The following is a 15,178-nucleotide window of genomic DNA, read 5'->3' on the forward strand; positions in this document are numbered from 1 at the left end:
ACTCACCTCTCCTTGGCCTGCGTGTCGAGCTGGAGCGAGTGCCAGCCCGGGTTCAGCTTCAGATCCTGTTCGTGGGCCTGACCGCTGCGGTCGCGCCACTGCAGCTTGACCTCCTGGGCGCCCCGCACATCCCCGAGTCCGATGTGGACATCGTTGCTGCGCTTGCCCGAGTGGCCGCTGCCGCCGTCGACGCGGCCGACGATCATCCGGCCGTCCGCGGTTTTCACGCAGACCTGGGCACCGACCACCGGCGCACCGTCCGGGTGGGTCAGCTTCAGGCCGAGGAACTCACCGGCCGCCGGCGCGGTGTTCTGGTAGAAGACCGGCTGGTCCCACTGGCGGGCCACGGCCATGTCGATCCGGCCGTCGCCGTCGGCGTCACCGGTGGCGATGCCGCGGGTGGGCACCGGCACGTCGAGGCCGAGCCGCTCGGACAGGTTGACGAAGGTGCCGTCCGCCTTGGGGGCGAAGAAGGCCAGCCGCTGGCTGCCCGCCACGTCGTCACCCTTGACCATGTTCGGCCACCAGGCCGGGTCGTGCACGGTCAGGTCGTTCGCGGTGGCCAGCTCCTGCAGCTGCGGCCAGCGGTTGATCTCGCCCTTGACGAACCCGGTCGCCTGGGCGATGGCCGGCTTGCCGCTGTTGTTGAAGTCCTCGGACTTGATGTCCCAGGCCCAGCCGGACCACGCGGTGCCGAGGTCGGTGCTCTTGTCCTCCCACGGCGCGTCACCGGCCTGCAGCTTCGCCCGCAGTTCGGACTGGCTGCCCGCGGTGTTCATGAACTGGAAGTTGCTCTCCTCGATGCCGAACGAGGTGGTGATGTTGCTGACGAACAGGTCGTACAGCCCGTTGCGGTCGAGGTCGGCCCACTCCGCCGACATGCCCTTGAACGAGTCGCCACCGATGCGCTTGGACTTCGGCACCAGCGGGGTCTTGCTGTCCACGATGGGCTCGAACTTGATGTTGCCCGGGGTGGACCGGTTGTGCAGCATCGCGTCCTTGCCGTGGTCCTGCGCCAGGTACAGCTCGGGCAGCAGGTCACCGTCGACGTCGTTCGCGGCGGCACCGAGCACCCAGCCCTTGGACAGGTCGAGCGGGATCACGTCGTCGAGCTGCTGGTACTGCACGCCCGTCGCGTTCGCGCCGGTCCAGCGGAAGAAGTAGTCCTCGCCGCCGTTGGAGGCGTTCGACAGCGAGTCGTTCATCTCCACGCCGCCCTTGACCGAGGGGTCGAGGACCGGGCTGTGCGGGAAGTAGTTCCCGAGATAGATGTCGATGTGCCCGTCACCGTCGAAGTCGTCGATGGCGACCGCGTTGCTGTTCCACTGAGGACCGTTGTAGGTCGACGCGGTGGAACCGGGGACCAGCTCGACCGGGACGAAGCAGTTGGCGTCGAGCGGCATGCCCTTCGCCTCCGGCTTGCCGAGGAACACGATCGGCGTGCGGCCCCAGTAGTAGACCAGCAGGTCGGTGGTGCCGTCCTCGTTGAAGTCCGCGGGGGCGCAGCCCATCGGCGCCATCACGTCGTTCATCGGCAGCGCACCGGTCCGCAGCGCGAACGGCGCGTAGCGCTGGTCGCCCTTGCCCGGGGTCGGGGTGATCACCACCTGGTCGATCCGCGGATCGGTGATGCAGAGGTCGTTCGCGAGCCCGTCGCCGTCGACGTCGTTCATCGCGATACCGGCGCCCACCGAGGAGATCCAGGCGTCGATGTCCTTGTAGTCCTGGTTGACCTTCCGGATCTCCTGCTGCGGGAAGCCGCTGGGCATGGCGACCGACTTCGGCGCGAAGCCGTAGCCGGCGGCCAGCTCGTCCTGCTCGGCCGCCGACGTCTCCGGCAGGCTGCTGACCAGGAACATGCCCGCCACGAGGACGAGGGCAACGATCCCGGCCAGCTGCTTGCGCAGCCAGTGGACTGTCGCGGTCATAGGTGAACACCTCCAATGGAAACGAACTCGTTTGCGATCTGCTGACGCCAGGTTTCGAAGGCGGGCACCGCACCGTCGACCGGCGTGGCCGGCCGGACGTCCTGGGTGACCTTGGCGGCCGTGACCGCGTCGGTGCCGCAGAGGATCTCCGCGGCGGCCTCGGAGTGCGGCACGAGCAGTCCGGCGCGCACGCGGGCCTCGGCGGCGAAGGCCGAGCCCTGCGCGAGCATCCAGCGGTGGTCACCGGCGTGGTCACGCAGGTACCGCAGCTCGGCCGGATCCGCGCCACCGGCGTAGGTCGCGGCCAGCCCGATCCCGCCGTAGAGATCGGAATGCCGCGATTCGGGGAAGTCGCGCACCATCGAGGTGACCAGCTCGGCGTCGGTGCCGCCGATGAACCACAGCGCGCGGCCGATGCCCTGGTCGATCGCGCGGTTCGCGTACGGCGACGCGACCGGCCAGGTGAACCGCTCGTCCTGGTACTGCTCGTTGATGTACTTGTGGGTGCGGAAGTAGGCCTGGTGGAAGCCGTAGCCGTCGAGCACCAGCCAGCGCAGCAGCGGATCGAAGTTCTCCGGGTCGGGCCAGCGGAACTTCGGCAGCCTCGCCATCGCCCAGCCGACGCCGACGTAGATCAGGTAGTTGTGCGGATCGCCGCCGCTGACCAGGCTCTGCTCGGTCCGGCCCTTGCCGGGCAGCGGCAGGCCGTCGAGCATCGCCCAGCCCATGCCCGCGCCTTCGTAGGCGAACCCACGCCAGCGCTCCGGCATCGCGTCCAAGCGCTCCATCGCGTCGGCGGTCGTCTTCGCTTCGACCGCGTACGCATACCCTTCGAGGAAGACCCTTCCGACCTTCTCCAGCAGTTCCTGCGCGGCCGGGCTCTTCTTGTGGAAACCCCTTTTGTCCAAAGTGGTTTCCACCACGTTCGGAGTCAGAATGCGGCGCCGTAGCGCGCGCCAGCCATTACCCAACTCGCTCTCCCCCTATCGGGTAGAATCGAATTCCGGAGCACTCGCGCATTAACCATCCCAAGTCACACCCGGCCCGCTCTACTCCTTGCTTGCCGAAGGTTCGCAGGTCAGCGGCCCGCAGACGGAAGCGGCCGCCGCTCCACGGGAGAGAGCGGCGGCCGCCGGACCTTCTTCTGAATCAAGCCACGGAGCGCAGTTTCGAGGTGGAGAATTCACGCCGAATGCGCTCGCGCCAGATTTCGTACGCCGGAGTGGCCGAGGTTCCTTCCTCGTGCGCCACCTCGGTTTCGTCCGCGATCCGCACAGCGTCCTCAATGGACACTCCGGCCAGTGCGCGGATCCCGGTCTCGGTGTGCGCCGGCACAAAACCGGAGTAGGTGCGCGCCTTCGTGGCGAACACCGCGCCCAGCGCCAGCTCCGGCGCGTGCTGCCCGGCGGGCGTTCGCAGCCACGTCAGGCCCACCGCGCCGGCACCACCGGCGAAGGTGGCTGCCAGCCCGACCCCGCTCCACAGGTCGCCGTGGCGCTCCGGGGCGAACTTCGCCACCGCCGCCGCCACGTTCTCCGGGTGCCCGCCGTTGATGAACCACAGCGCGCGCCCGATGCCCTGGTCCACCGCGCGGCCGAAGTAGGCGGGGTGGCCGTCCCACGGATAGGGCTTGAGCACGTGCTGCCGGTCCACGATCTTCTTCGTGTCGAAGTAGGCGCGGTCGAAGCCGTACCCGTCGACGGCCAGCCAGCTCATCGTCGGGTGGTACGGGGTGCCGCTGATGTCCGGCACGATCTTCTTCCACAGCGGCCGCGGCAGCCGGGCCATCGCGAACCCGATCCCGATGTAGGTCAGGAAGATGTGCGGCTGACCGGGGCCGAGCAGCAGGTCGCGGGTCCGGCTCGACGGGCGGAAGCTCATCGCGTCCAGCACCGCCGAGGCCATCGTCGCGCCTTCGTAGGCGAAGCCGCGGTACTCGGCCTCGACCAGGTCCAGCCGCCGTTCGAGGTCCCACTGACCGGGGCTGTCGATGCCCCACTCGAATCCGGCGACCACCGACTGGGGAATGGCTTCGAGTCGCGCGGTGGCGTCGGTGGGTTCCACCGCGAAGCCGCGGCCCGCGAAGCTGACCGCCTTGAACGAAGGGGCGAGCACGCGTCGCCGCAGGGAGCCGAGCAGGGTCGACATCGGAGACTTCCTCACTTTCGACGGCGCTTAGGCAGTGTTTTACAGCGGCGAAGCCGCTTGCGATGGGCCGGCAACCGGCACCGCAAACCACTGTCAAAACAGTCGCTAGGCGACCGCGGGCAGTTCCTGGACTCGGGGCAGGGCGACCGCGCTGACGTCGGCGGTGACCCGCGAGGCCAGGGTGATCGCGATCGGCGGATCGGTCGGCCGCACCGGCCGCAGCCGCAGGTTCACCGCGGCGGTCTCGTCACCGGCGATGGCGATCGGCGCGGCGGTGGCGATCGAGTACGACTTGCCCTCGCCGACCGCGCCGTTGTGCTCGGCCACCGCGATCACGTGCCAGCGGCCCGGCGGCACGTTGTTGAGGATCAGCTCGGTGGAACCGCTGTCGGCCATGCCCTTGAAGGCCACCGGGCCGCACTGCGGGATGGCCTCGGCGAACACGCCGATCAGCACGTTGCCGGTGGTCTTGCCGGGCGGCATGTCCAGCCTGCCGACCACCGAACCGCCGTTGTTCTGCGGCACCGCGCAGCTCTGGCCGGCGTCGCGCAGCGTCTTCAGCGACGGCAGGCGCTGGAAGTGCGGGGCCATCGCGACCAGCAGCTCGCTCACCATCGGGTCGCGGTACTGGGTTGGGCTCATGCCGACCGCCCTGGTGAACCGGCTGGTGAAGGTGCCGACGCTGCTGTAACCGACGCTGCAGACGATGTCGGACACGGTCAGCGAGGTGGTCAGCAGCAGGCGCTTGGCCTCGAACAACCGGACCGCGGTCAGGTACCGGCCCGGGGTGACGCCGGTGGCCCTGGAGAAGATCCGGGAGAAGTGGAACGGGCTGACGAAGACCTCCGAGGCGAGGTCGTTCAGCGTGATGGGCTCGAAGTAGCGCTCGTGCATCGCGGCGATGGCTTGGCGGACGGCCGGTTGCATGATGGGCACTCCCTGGTTGGAATCGTTGGCGAGCTCACCGCGGCGGTTCATGCGGCGCGCTCCGGCCGGTACCGTTCGGCGGCTCGCGGTGCGGGCAGCCACGGGTGTCCCGCGTCGCAGCTGAGCCGCGGCGGCGGAAGTTCGGAGTTCACGCGGACCGCGACCCGGACCACCCGGTCGCAGCCGGCGTGGCGGCACGGTCCCAGTTCGGTGTGCAGCAACGGGTTGGGGTGGGCGACCAGGCGGGCGGTCGCGATCAGCGCGTCGAGCCCGTCCAGCAGCTCACCCGCCTGGGGGTGCCGCGCCAGTTCGTCGAGCCGGGCGGCGAGGAAGGCGGCCATCGGCAGCGAGCCTTCGACGGGGACGTTCGTCACCGTGCGTTCGCACCAGGAGCGCAGGAAGGTGTTCAGCGCGGTGCACAGCTCGGCCGCGGCGGCGGTGGCCCGGCGGCCGGACGGACCACCGGAACGCGGCCGACCGGCGGCAGGCGCACGGCCGTTCGCCAGCACCCTGGCGCACCGGGCGTACCAACCGGGCAGTTCGCGGAAGGCCTGTTCCAGGCGGGCCCGGCACTGGGCGCACAAACGCGGACCTGGGATGATCGAGGGTGCGGCGCCGGTCGCGTGACCGGTCCGGCAGGACGCCGAAGCACAGAGGTTCGTCAGCATTGTCCCTCCCCAGCGTCCCGACCCGACTCAACTGCTGGGAGTAAGCATGCATTCGGTGACTCGAGCCGAGGACGAAACGAGACCGAGACCCAATGGGGTTGCGCATAGTCAGATCGGCCCAGAAAAAGTGCACCCTCGGTATAACGCCTGCGCCAAATTTTTCTCGTTCGAAGGACACGGAGAACACCGATGAGCGATTATTCTGAGGAGGCGATTACGTCGAGCGAAAGGCGCGAAGTGATCAATGTTCTACTGGCCGAGGACATGCACATGCTGCGCGGCGCACTGGTCGCCCTGCTGAACCTCGAGGCCGACATCACCGTGGTCGCCGAGGTGGCCTCCGGCGACGAGATCCTGCCCGCCGCCCAGAAGCACCAGCCCGACGTGGCCATCATCGACATCGACCTGCCCGGCAAGGACGGCCTGACCGCGGCCACCGAGCTGCACGCCAGCGTGCCGGACTGCCGGACCCTGATCCTGACCAGTCTGGGCAGGCCGGGCACGGTGCGCCGGGCGCTGGACGCCAGGGTCAACGGCTTCATGCTCAAGGACGCGCCGTCGAAGAAGCTGGCCAACGCGGTGCGACAGGTGGCCGTCGGCAGGCGGGTCATCGACAGCGAACTGGCGCTGGCGGCGTGGGACACCGAGGACTGCCCGCTGGCCACCAGGGAGATCGAGATCCTGCGCCTGGCCGCCGCCGGTCAGAACGTGGCCGACATCGCGGCGCAGTTGTTTCTTTCTCCCGGAACTGTGCGTAACTACCTGACCACGGTGGTCACCAAGCTCAATGCGCGCAATCGCGTGGACGCCATCCGCATCGCGAAGGAAAACGACTGGCTGTGACCGGGTGAGCCATGTTATTGGGCCGGGTCGCATTACCTGAATGGCGGAGTTACAAATACCGTCAAACAGGCTCGAGACGACGATGACAACCGTCGTCATCGTCGACTTCGCTTTTACGCAGTGGGAACACTCGGCGTGATTTCCGCGCACAGCCGGTACCGACCACCCGGTACGGCTTCGGTCCGCTGCGCCTTCCCGGGGTCAGGACGAGATGGCGGCCAGCGGAACGTCGGCACGCAGGCGGTACCGGCCTTCCGGATCGGTTTCCACGCTCAGCTCGCCACCCAGCCGCGACAGCCGGTGGGACAGGTTCCGGATGCCGTTGCCCGCGTTCGGGGCCGGCGCGGCGCCGTTCACCGTGACACCGTCGTTCGCGATCACCAGCCGCACCGAGCCGTCCAGGTCGCGCACCGAGATCTCGCACCATTCGGCCTCGCTGTGCCGCAGCACGTTCGTCACGCCCTCGCGCAGCACCGTCGCCAGTACCGTGCCCACCGGACCGTCCAGTTCCCTGGCGTCGCGCGAAATCCGGACGTCCACTTCGGCCGCGGACAGGGCCGACTTCGCCTGCTTGCACTCCTCGTCCAGCGAAAGCTCCCGCTTGCCGCTGGCCACCATCCGCACATCCGCCAGCGCCCGCCGGGACAGCACCAGCATGTCCTCGAGTTCCTTGCGAGCCCGCTCCGGATACTCCGTCAGCAACCGGTTCGTCAGCTCCGTCTTCAACGTGATCGCCGACAGACTCAACCCCAGCAGGTCATGCACGTCACGCGAGAACCGCAACCGCTCCTCCGCCACCGCCATCCGGCTCAACTCGTCACGCGCCGCGTGCAGCTCGCCGACCAGCCGCACCAGCCGCGACAGGCCGAACACCACCAGCGTGGTGATCATGTTCCCGACCAGCACGAACGGCACCGAGTACCAGGAGGTGATGCCGGGCAGGCCGGTGAGCAGCTCGAGCGTGCCGATGGCGACCAGCGCCAGCGCCGCCAGTGGCACCGCCGCCACCGAAGGCAGCAGCACCAGCGCGCTCCCGGCGAACAAGCCGACCAGGCCGTGCCAGAGCGGCCCGAAGTGCAGGATCGGCAGGAACACCAGCGCGGCCTGCGCCAGCAGCACCAGTGCGGTGCGCAGCGGGGTCCGCTCGGCACCCGCCCGGGAGACGTAACCGAACTGCAGCCCGGCCAGCAGGCCGATGATGCTCGCGCTGAGCAGGCCCTGCCAGGGATTGCTCAGGCTGACCGCGATCCCGGTGCTGGTGTTCACCACGACCGCGCCGAGCACCACGGCCAGGATCGCGTTGGCCATCTTCGGCGCGATGCCGGGCGTCCAGAGCGGTTTGGCGGCCTGCGCACCGGCGTCCTCGGGACCGTCGGCCGCGTCCCCGCGCACGAGCACGGCCGACAGTGGTACGTCCACCTGCAGCCGGTAGCGGCCGTCCTCGGCCGACGCGGCCAGCTCGCCACCCAGCTGCGAGACCCGGTGCGACAGGTTCCGGGTGCCGTTGCCCGCGCCGGGTGCGGTGTCGGCGGCTTCGCGGGTGACCCCGTCGTTCGTGATCGTCAGGCGGATGACCCCGTCGACCTCGCGCACCGAGATCTCGCACCAGGTGGCCTCGCTGTGCCGCAGCACGTTCGTCACGCCCTCGCGCAGCACCGTCGCCAGCACCGTGCCCGCCGGCCCCTCCAGTTCCCGGTCGTCACGCTCGATCCGCACGTCGACGTCGGCCGCGGACAACGCGGACCGCGCCTGCCTGCACTCCTCGTCGAACGACAGGCGACGGCGTCCGCTGGCCACCAGGCGCACGTCGGCCAGCGCCCGGCGCGACATCACCAGCATGTCTTCCAGTTCCTTGCGCGCCCGGTCGGGGAAGTCGGTGAGCAGGCGGTTCGTCAGCTCGGTCTTCAGCGTGATCGCCGACAGGCTCAGCCCCAGCAGGTCGTGCACGTCGCGGGAGAACCGCAGGCGTTCGCTCGCCACGGCCATCCGGCTCAGGTCGTGCCGGGCCGAGTGCAGTTCGCTGACCAGCCGCACCAGCCGGGACAGGCCGTAGGTGATCATCGCGGTGAGCGTGGTGGCGACCATCGCGTTGACCACCGCCCACGGCGTCGCGACCAGCGCCGCCCCGCGGGTGAACTCGAGAAAGCCCATCAACGCCACGACCGTGCCCAGCACCGGCCAGGCCACCACCGCCGGCAGCAGCAACAGCACGCTGCCGAGGAAGACCCCGGTGAACCCGTGCCAGCGCGGACCGAACTCCAGGATCGGGATGCCGACGAGCAGGGCCTGCCCCAGCAGGACCCACGCCGTGCGCCGCGGGGTCTTCACCGCGCCGGGACGGGAAACGTAGCCGAGTTGCAGCGCGGTCATCGCGACCACGCAGAGGATGCAGAAGAGAACGTCCCAGAAGGTGCCGATCCGGAAGATGACGCCGAGCGTGGCGTTGACCGAAAGCCCGGCCAGCACCATGGCGAGAATGCCGAAAGCCAGCTTGGGCGGGAGGTCCGGTAGCCATTTCGGCTTCCCGGTGGATTCCGGTTCGAGGTCGAACCCGGCCGGTCTGCCGTCGTCCGATCGCATCTGGACACTCGTGCTGCTCACCGGATCTCCCCTCACGACCGCCGGCCAGGACGCCGAAAGGCGCTGCCGAGGCTACCCAGCGCCGTTTCCGGCGGGCAACCACGTAGGGGTGGGGGCGGTGTCAGCGGCCGGAGTCCAGAACGCATTCCCCTACTCCGATCTCGGCGGGCCAGTCGAGGCCGAACAACCGGTCCACGGTGTCGCTGGCGTCCACCGGAACCGCGTGCGCGGACAGGCCCATCGCCTTGGCGCACAGGTAAAGCGTCTGCTGCAGCGCACCCGCGTGCATCAGCGTGGTCGCGTAGGCCGCGCCACCGAGCACCCAGGAGGTCCGTTCCATCCGCGCGGTCAGCGTGATCATCACGGCCGGGCGGCGCAGGCTGCCCGCGGCGACTTTGCCGAGGTCGAGCACGGTGCCGACGTCGGCGACTTCCGGGCTGAGCTGGGTGAGCGCGTGCGCGGCGGGGTCGTAGTGGTAGAGCCCGGCAGGCAGCCCGGCGCAGTGCCCGATGCTCAAGTACAACTCGAGTTCGTACAGGCAGGCGATGGAGAAGTAGGGCCGCTGCGAGGCGTCGTGCCCGGCGGGCATCGGCGGATGGGCCGGGCCGACCCCGCGCACCCTGGCGCTGCGGAACAACAGCTCACCGAGTTCCTCCGCGGTGAGCGCGGTACCGGAGAACCGCGGGCACTCGTGATCGGTCTCCAGCAGTTCGGTCAGCGGCGGATCGGTGGCCGCCAGCGTTTCCGGCTCGGGCCGGTGCAACGGGAAGCGCTTGCCGTCGGGCGGTGTCCTGGTCAGCGGCGGCTGCGTCTCGGTGGCCTGCCGGTACGCCGAGTCGGCCGAGTCGGCGTCGCCGCTCTGCCTGGTCCGGCTGTGCGTGTGGAAGTGCAGCTCGTGGTGCGACCAGTGGCGCAGCTCGGGATCGGTGTCCTCGGCGAACTCGTCCTTCTCGTCGCCGGCCAGCACCACACCGGCCGCGACCAGGAAGGCGACCGCGTCCGCGACCACCGGCTCCGGGATGCCGGTGTCCCCGGCCAGTCCGGCGATGGTGGCCGGGGCGGCCAGCGCGGAGGCGATCCGCACCGCCTGCGGCTGGCTCAGCACCACCCGGAAGTCGGCGCGCGGGGCCTCCAGCACCAGGTCACCGCCCTGCGGCCGGAGCACGGCGAACCGGGACAGCCGGATCGCCAGCGAGGCGGGCACGGCGGTGGGGTGGAACTCCGGCGCGGCCACCACCGGCACCGCCGAGAGCAGCGGCCGCCGCCCGTCCGGCAGCCCGAGCGAATGCACCACCGAGCCGCTGACCTTGTCCAGCACCCGTTCCAGCCCGGCCAGGTCGTGCAGCCGCCGGACCGGGCTGGCCTTGCGCGCGGCCACCACGTTCTGCAGTGAGACCGGGCCCAGTTCCATCCGCCGCAGCGACTCGATGGCGAACGCGCCGGCGTGCTCGACGCTCAGCTCTCCCCAGCGGGTGACCACGTTCACCGAGCCGTTCTCGCCATCGTCTTCCACCATGGCGTCCTCGCTCAGCGACCAGAGCCGGATCGTGGTCCCGACCTCGTCCGTCGATCTCACCGCGGCTCCTCGGAGGTAGGTGTGCGTCAAAGGAAGAGTGGCATGGGATTGAGCTCGTGGTAAGGCGTCGGGCGCGAAAGCCTGCCCTGCTGAACCGGTACCTCGAACAACCGCCCCGGGGCGAACCGGGCCCAGAAGTGCCGCAGGCCCGGCACCACCACCTTCACCACCGGCAACCCGATGTCGGGACGGGTCTGGTCCAGCACGAGCATCTCCATGCCGCGCTCGGCGAACAACGCGGCCAGCGCGTCCACGTCTTCGCGCACGTCCTCGCGGGCCACGTAACCGAAGTCGGCCGGGCCACGCGCCGGGACGGAGTCGTCGGGCAGCAGGTAGGGCTGGCTCGCCACGGTCGCCTCGTTCACCCAGGCCGCCGCGTCCGGGTCACCGTCGCCCATCCGCTCGTCGAGCACGGTCGGCAGGAACTGGTTCAGCTCGGTCAGCGCCCGCCGCAGCGCCAGCCGCGGGTCCAGGTGCGCGCCGAGGCCGAGCATGATGCGCTCGCCGGGGCGGTCGATCCGCCGGGAGACCGCCACCATCACCGGCACGCCGAGGTCCGAGGTCGCGTCCAGCACCCACACCTCCCGGCCGAGCCGGGCGTACTGGGTCCGCAGTTCCTCGATCCACGGTTCACCGAACGCGTCGAGATCGACCGCGGGCAGCCGCAGGCGGTTGTACCACCAGATCGCCACCGCGTCGCGCTCCACCAGTTCCAGGGTGCCCTGGAGCACGGCGTCCTCGAGGCTGCTGCCGGCGGCGTTGCCGTTGGAGTCGGCGCTCAGCGACCGGTGGGCCGGGCCGCCGTAGTACAGCATCGTGGTCGGCAGCAGCCGGTGCCTGCGCTCGGTGATCGACCACACCGGGGTCCAGTCGATGACCGCGTCCTCGTCGAACGGCTCGCTGACGTGGTTGCACGCGGAGTGCGCCGGGTTCCAGCTGTCGCGGGTGGCGTACTGGCGCTCGTCGAACAGGGTGCAGTCGTTGGGGTGCATGGCCACGTCACCGAGCGCGCGCAGGCTCGCCCGCAGGCGGAACTCGTCGCCCTGGAAGGTGCCGGAGAACCGCTCGACGGCCTCGCACAGCGCCCCCACCTCGGCGTCCAGCGGGGTGAGCCCCTTGCCACCGTTCTCCGCGCGCAGGTTCGCGCGGAGCGTGCCGAGCCCGGTGCTGCCCCGGAAGACGTTCACGCCGGAGCGGTAGGCGTTGATGAACGACGGCGCGTCCGGGTCCCGCTTGATCTCCTTGATGATCCCGGTGACCGGGCTGACCAGGTGGCGGTAGCGGTCGAGCACCTGGGCGGGCAGCAGGGTGCGGTGCCCGCCGCCTGCCGAAGCGGCCTTGCGCGCCGGGTTCAGCTCGATCGGCTTGCAGGCCCGCGCGGTGAACAGCGCGGCGTCGCCGCAGTTCGCGCACTGGGGCCGGGCCCGCAGTTCGTGCCGGGTGCCCTCGAGGTCGTGGGTGTCGAACGTCCACACCGAACTCTGACCGGGGTAGCGGTGCCCGGCCAGCCACTTGGTCACTTCGAGCGCCATCAGGTGCGCGGCCGCGGAAGCCAGTGGCCGCACCGAGGCGGCCGGGCGGTCGGCGGGGCCCTCCTTGCCGAGCGAGGCCTGCACGCAGGCCTCCGCGTGGCGGTGTCCCCAGAGGCGGTGGGAAAGGCAGTGCCAGCAACCGGGCTGAGCGGGGCTGAAGAACGGCCCGAGCCAGACTCGAGTGCCCACCGGTTTGCTCAGCAGCCACGGCTTCCCGGCGGCGCGCTGCGCGGCGTCGATGGCGGCCAGTGCGGGGTCGAGGTAGTCGTCGCAGACCACCACGGTCAGCTCGGCCGTCTGGCTGAGTCCGGTGTGGACGTCCACTCCGGTCTCCGCGAGCGCCCGGCGGGCCGGTGCCAGGTCCACCGTGGACTTGGTGCCGACCAGCGCGACCGTGGCCACCGCGGCGCGTGCGGCGTCGGCCAGGTCCACGCCGCACGCGTCCCAGTACGCGACTTCGCTTTCGTCCACAAGAGACGCTTCGGTACCACGCAGGCTGACCAGGCCCACGTCGACCAGCTGCTCGATCAGATTGGCGACCTGCGCCGAACTCATCCCACCGGGACGGGCTTCGAGCAGGTCGGCCAGGTCGTGCTTGCCGTCCAGCAGTGCCGCGAGCGAGGCGATGGCCGCTCCCCGCAGGGCCGTGACCCCGTGTTCGGAGAAGAGGTAGGCGCCCTCGCCTTCGTTCACTTCCGCCCGTAGATGACGTTTGAACTCGGGGATTCTCGCCGCCGCGACACCGCTGTCCATCAGGCGGCTTCCGGCAGTTCGTCCAGCGCGGGCACGCTGTAGGTGCTGCCGGTGGTGCCGCGGCGCGGCAGGCCGGCCGGGTTGTGCCACTGGTCGAACCGGTCGATCACCAGCACCACGTTGTCCTCGCGGGGCAGCTCGACCACGTTCTGCTTGTCCATCGTGGATCCTCCGATTTGCGGGTGTTCAGGGGTGATGGGAGAATCCTGCGCCGGTTGCCCGTCGCACTTCCAGTGCCGCCCACATGGGTCCGATATGTGTTTTTCACATGGCCCCCGGCCATATTCACGTCACGACTGGTGCCCCTCTCACTGCCGCTGACCAGGGCATTTCTGTCAATCTTCGAGAAACGCACGACTGTCGCCGGAGAGCAGCCAGCGCCGGGCAGCGGTCGGTTCACGCGTCGATGTGACTGGGAGGGAACGAACGTGTTGGTTTCCGAAGTTCCGGCCGGGAGTGGCAACCCCGGCGGCACGGCCGAAAGCGCGGTGACGTTCACCCTTCTCGGCCCGCTCGAAGTGCTCAAGGACGGCGTCGACCACGCGCCGACGGCGCCGAAGATCCTGCAACTGATGGCGATGCTGCTGATGCGGCCGGGCAAGGTCGTGCAGATCGACTCCATCATCCAGGAGCTGTGGGCGAACAAGCCACCGCGCAGCGTGCGCACCACCATGCAGACCTACGTCTACCAGGTCCGCCGCTGCATCGAGCAGAACCGGCTGGCGGCCGACCCCGAATCCATGCTGGCCACCAAGCCGCCCGGGTACGTCTTCCGCATCGACCCGGCGCAGGTGGACGTGTTCGAGTTCCAGCAGCTGTGCCGCCGCGGCCGCGACGAGATGGACGCGCGGCGGTTCGGTGACGCGGCGCGGTCGTTCCGGAGCGCACTTGGCCTGTGGTCCGGACCCGCGCTGGCCAACGTCAACTGCGGTTCGGTGCTCGCCGCCTACGCGGTGGACCTGGCCGAGCAGCGCCGGGCCGCGCAGCACCTGCGCATCGAGGCGGAGATCGAGGCCGGCATGCACCGCGAGCTGGTCGGTGAGCTGCGCTCGCTGGTCACCGCGAACCCGCTCGACGAAGGCCTGCACGGGCAGCTGATGCGGGTGCTCGGGCGCAGTGGCAGGCGGTCCGACGCGATGGCCACCTACCGGCAGCTGCGCACGCGGCTGACCACGGAGCTGGGCGTGGAACCCTGTGACGAGTTGCAGCTGCTGCACCACGAGCTGCTCTCGGCCGGGGACCCCTCCTGATGGGAATACGGTGCCGTTACCCGCTCACCGCCAAGGTTTCCTTGCGGGTAAAGCTTTTTCGCAGTGTGTCAACTCGGCCACGAGCACCGTGTGCAGGTGCTCGTTCGGGTGTCGAGCGGTTCCCGAGTCCGCCGAAAGACGCTGGACCGCAGCTATGGCGACAGCCCGATCATCTCCGTCCAACCGAAGTCTCAACCTGACGAAGAGTGGGGATTTACGATGAGTCGAACGTACGGACAATTCTGCGGCCTGGCACGTGCCATGGAGATGGTGGGCGAGCGCTGGGGCATGCTGGTGGTCCGCGACCTGCTGCTCGGCCCGAAGCGGTTCACCGACCTGCGCGCCGGGTTGCCGCGCATCCCGTCCAGCATTCTCTCCGCCCGGCTGAACGAGCTGGAGGAGGCCGGTGTGGTCCGGCGGCGGGTGCTGCCGCAGCTGGACGCCTCGGTGGTCTACGAGCTGACCGAGTACGGCGCCGAGCTGGAGGCGGTCGTGCTGCAGCTGGGCCTGTGGGGCGCCCGGTCCCTCGGGTCGCCGGGTGAGGAGGACGTGTTCACCACCGACTCCGCGATCCTGTCGCTGTACACCACGTTCCGGCCGGAGATCGCCTCGGGCGTGCGGGTCAGCTACGAACTGCACTACGGCCCGACGATGACGCTGCACGCGCTGGTCGACGGCGAGGACCTGAAGGTCGGCGAGGGCCCCTACCCCGACGCCGACATGACGATCACCTGCTACGGCTCGATCAAGCCGGTGTTCTCCAAGGAGATCTCCCCGCGGGAGGCGCTGGACCAGGGCATCCTGAGCATCTCCGGGGACCCGGCGCTGCTCGAGCTGTTCGCCGACCTGTTCCACATCCCGGCCGCGCCGCGCAAGGTCGAAGGCCTGGCCGTCCGCTGAAGCTGAGCCGGGGCCCGTCGCGACTCCCTCCGCCGGGCCCCGGCTCGTTCCAGCCACTGGGGACGAACGCACA

At 69.7% G+C, this 15,178-nt stretch carries 12 protein-coding genes; 3 read left to right on the forward strand and 9 right to left on the reverse strand.

Going from position 1 to position 15,178, the window contains the following annotated elements; all coding sequences use genetic code 11:
- Positions 1–2: 2 nt before the first annotated feature.
- The 5 genes from YIM_RS40840 to YIM_RS40860 form a co-directional block, all read right to left on the reverse strand.
- Positions 3–1,928 carry a CRTAC1 family protein gene (locus YIM_RS40840; protein WP_153035453.1) on the reverse strand — a complete coding sequence of 642 codons (1,926 nt, stop codon included), beginning with the start codon at positions 1,926–1,928 and terminating at the stop codon, positions 3–5.
- Positions 1,925–2,899 (reverse strand): DUF1702 family protein, encoded by a 975-nt coding sequence (locus YIM_RS40845; RefSeq protein ID WP_153035454.1) that lies wholly within the window; start codon positions 2,897–2,899, stop codon positions 1,925–1,927. Before YIM_RS40845 ends, YIM_RS40840 begins: the two co-directional genes overlap by 4 nt.
- Positions 2,900–3,077: 178 nt before the next feature.
- Positions 3,078–4,076: a DUF1702 family protein gene (locus tag YIM_RS40850; protein ID WP_153035455.1), complete on the reverse strand. Its 999-nt coding sequence runs from the start codon at positions 4,074–4,076 to the stop codon at positions 3,078–3,080.
- A 105-nt stretch (positions 4,077–4,181) separates the two neighbouring features.
- A complete protein-coding gene (locus tag YIM_RS40855) occupies positions 4,182–5,003 on the reverse strand; it encodes a helix-turn-helix transcriptional regulator (protein WP_228004335.1) in 822 nt (273 codons plus the stop codon).
- 47 nt (positions 5,004–5,050) lie between these two features.
- The gene (locus tag YIM_RS40860; RefSeq protein ID WP_153035457.1) at positions 5,051–5,671 is read right to left on the reverse strand and encodes a hypothetical protein; all 621 of its coding nucleotides are present in this window, start codon (positions 5,669–5,671) and stop codon (positions 5,051–5,053) included.
- A gap of 189 nt (positions 5,672–5,860) precedes the next feature.
- Between YIM_RS40860 and YIM_RS40865 the strand changes: the two genes are divergently transcribed.
- Positions 5,861–6,514, forward strand: a complete 654-nt coding sequence (locus tag YIM_RS40865) for a DNA-binding response regulator (protein WP_194239913.1) — start codon at positions 5,861–5,863, stop codon at positions 6,512–6,514.
- Positions 6,515–6,715: 201 nt separating this feature from the next.
- Here YIM_RS40865 and YIM_RS40870 read toward each other — a convergent pair whose 3' ends face one another.
- The 4 genes from YIM_RS40870 to YIM_RS40885 all read right to left on the reverse strand — a co-directional run bounded on the left by YIM_RS40870 (position 6,716) and on the right by YIM_RS40885 (position 13,116).
- On the reverse strand, positions 6,716–9,115 hold the full coding sequence (locus tag YIM_RS40870; protein WP_153035458.1) for a sensor histidine kinase: 2,400 nt from the start codon (positions 9,113–9,115) through the stop codon (positions 6,716–6,718).
- Between the two features lie 100 nt (positions 9,116–9,215).
- Positions 9,216–10,670 (reverse strand): SagB/ThcOx family dehydrogenase, encoded by a 1,455-nt coding sequence (locus tag YIM_RS40875; protein WP_228004336.1) that lies wholly within the window; start codon positions 10,668–10,670, stop codon positions 9,216–9,218.
- 26 nt (positions 10,671–10,696) lie between these two features.
- Positions 10,697–12,955, reverse strand: a complete 2,259-nt coding sequence (locus YIM_RS40880) for a TOMM precursor leader peptide-binding protein (RefSeq protein ID WP_153035459.1) — start codon at positions 12,953–12,955, stop codon at positions 10,697–10,699.
- On the reverse strand, positions 12,955–13,116 hold the full coding sequence (locus YIM_RS40885) for a hypothetical protein (RefSeq protein WP_153035460.1): 162 nt from the start codon (positions 13,114–13,116) through the stop codon (positions 12,955–12,957). Before YIM_RS40885 ends, YIM_RS40880 begins: the two co-directional genes overlap by 1 nt.
- Before the next feature lie 270 nt (positions 13,117–13,386).
- Here YIM_RS40885 and YIM_RS40890 point away from each other — a divergent pair, with 270 nt between their 5' ends.
- Both YIM_RS40890 and YIM_RS40895 read left to right on the forward strand, forming a co-directional pair.
- Positions 13,387–14,205 carry a BTAD domain-containing putative transcriptional regulator gene (locus YIM_RS40890; protein ID WP_370469047.1) on the forward strand — a complete coding sequence of 273 codons (819 nt, stop codon included), beginning with the start codon at positions 13,387–13,389 and terminating at the stop codon, positions 14,203–14,205.
- Between the two features lie 219 nt (positions 14,206–14,424).
- Positions 14,425–15,105, forward strand: coding sequence for a winged helix-turn-helix transcriptional regulator (locus YIM_RS40895; RefSeq protein ID WP_153035461.1), 681 nt, complete (start codon positions 14,425–14,427; stop codon positions 15,103–15,105).
- The last annotated feature ends 73 nt before the right edge of the window (positions 15,106–15,178 follow it).

It is taken from the genome of Amycolatopsis sp. YIM 10 (assembly GCF_009429145.1).
In the GTDB taxonomy this organism is placed as follows: Bacteria; Actinomycetota; Actinomycetes; order Mycobacteriales; family Pseudonocardiaceae; genus Amycolatopsis.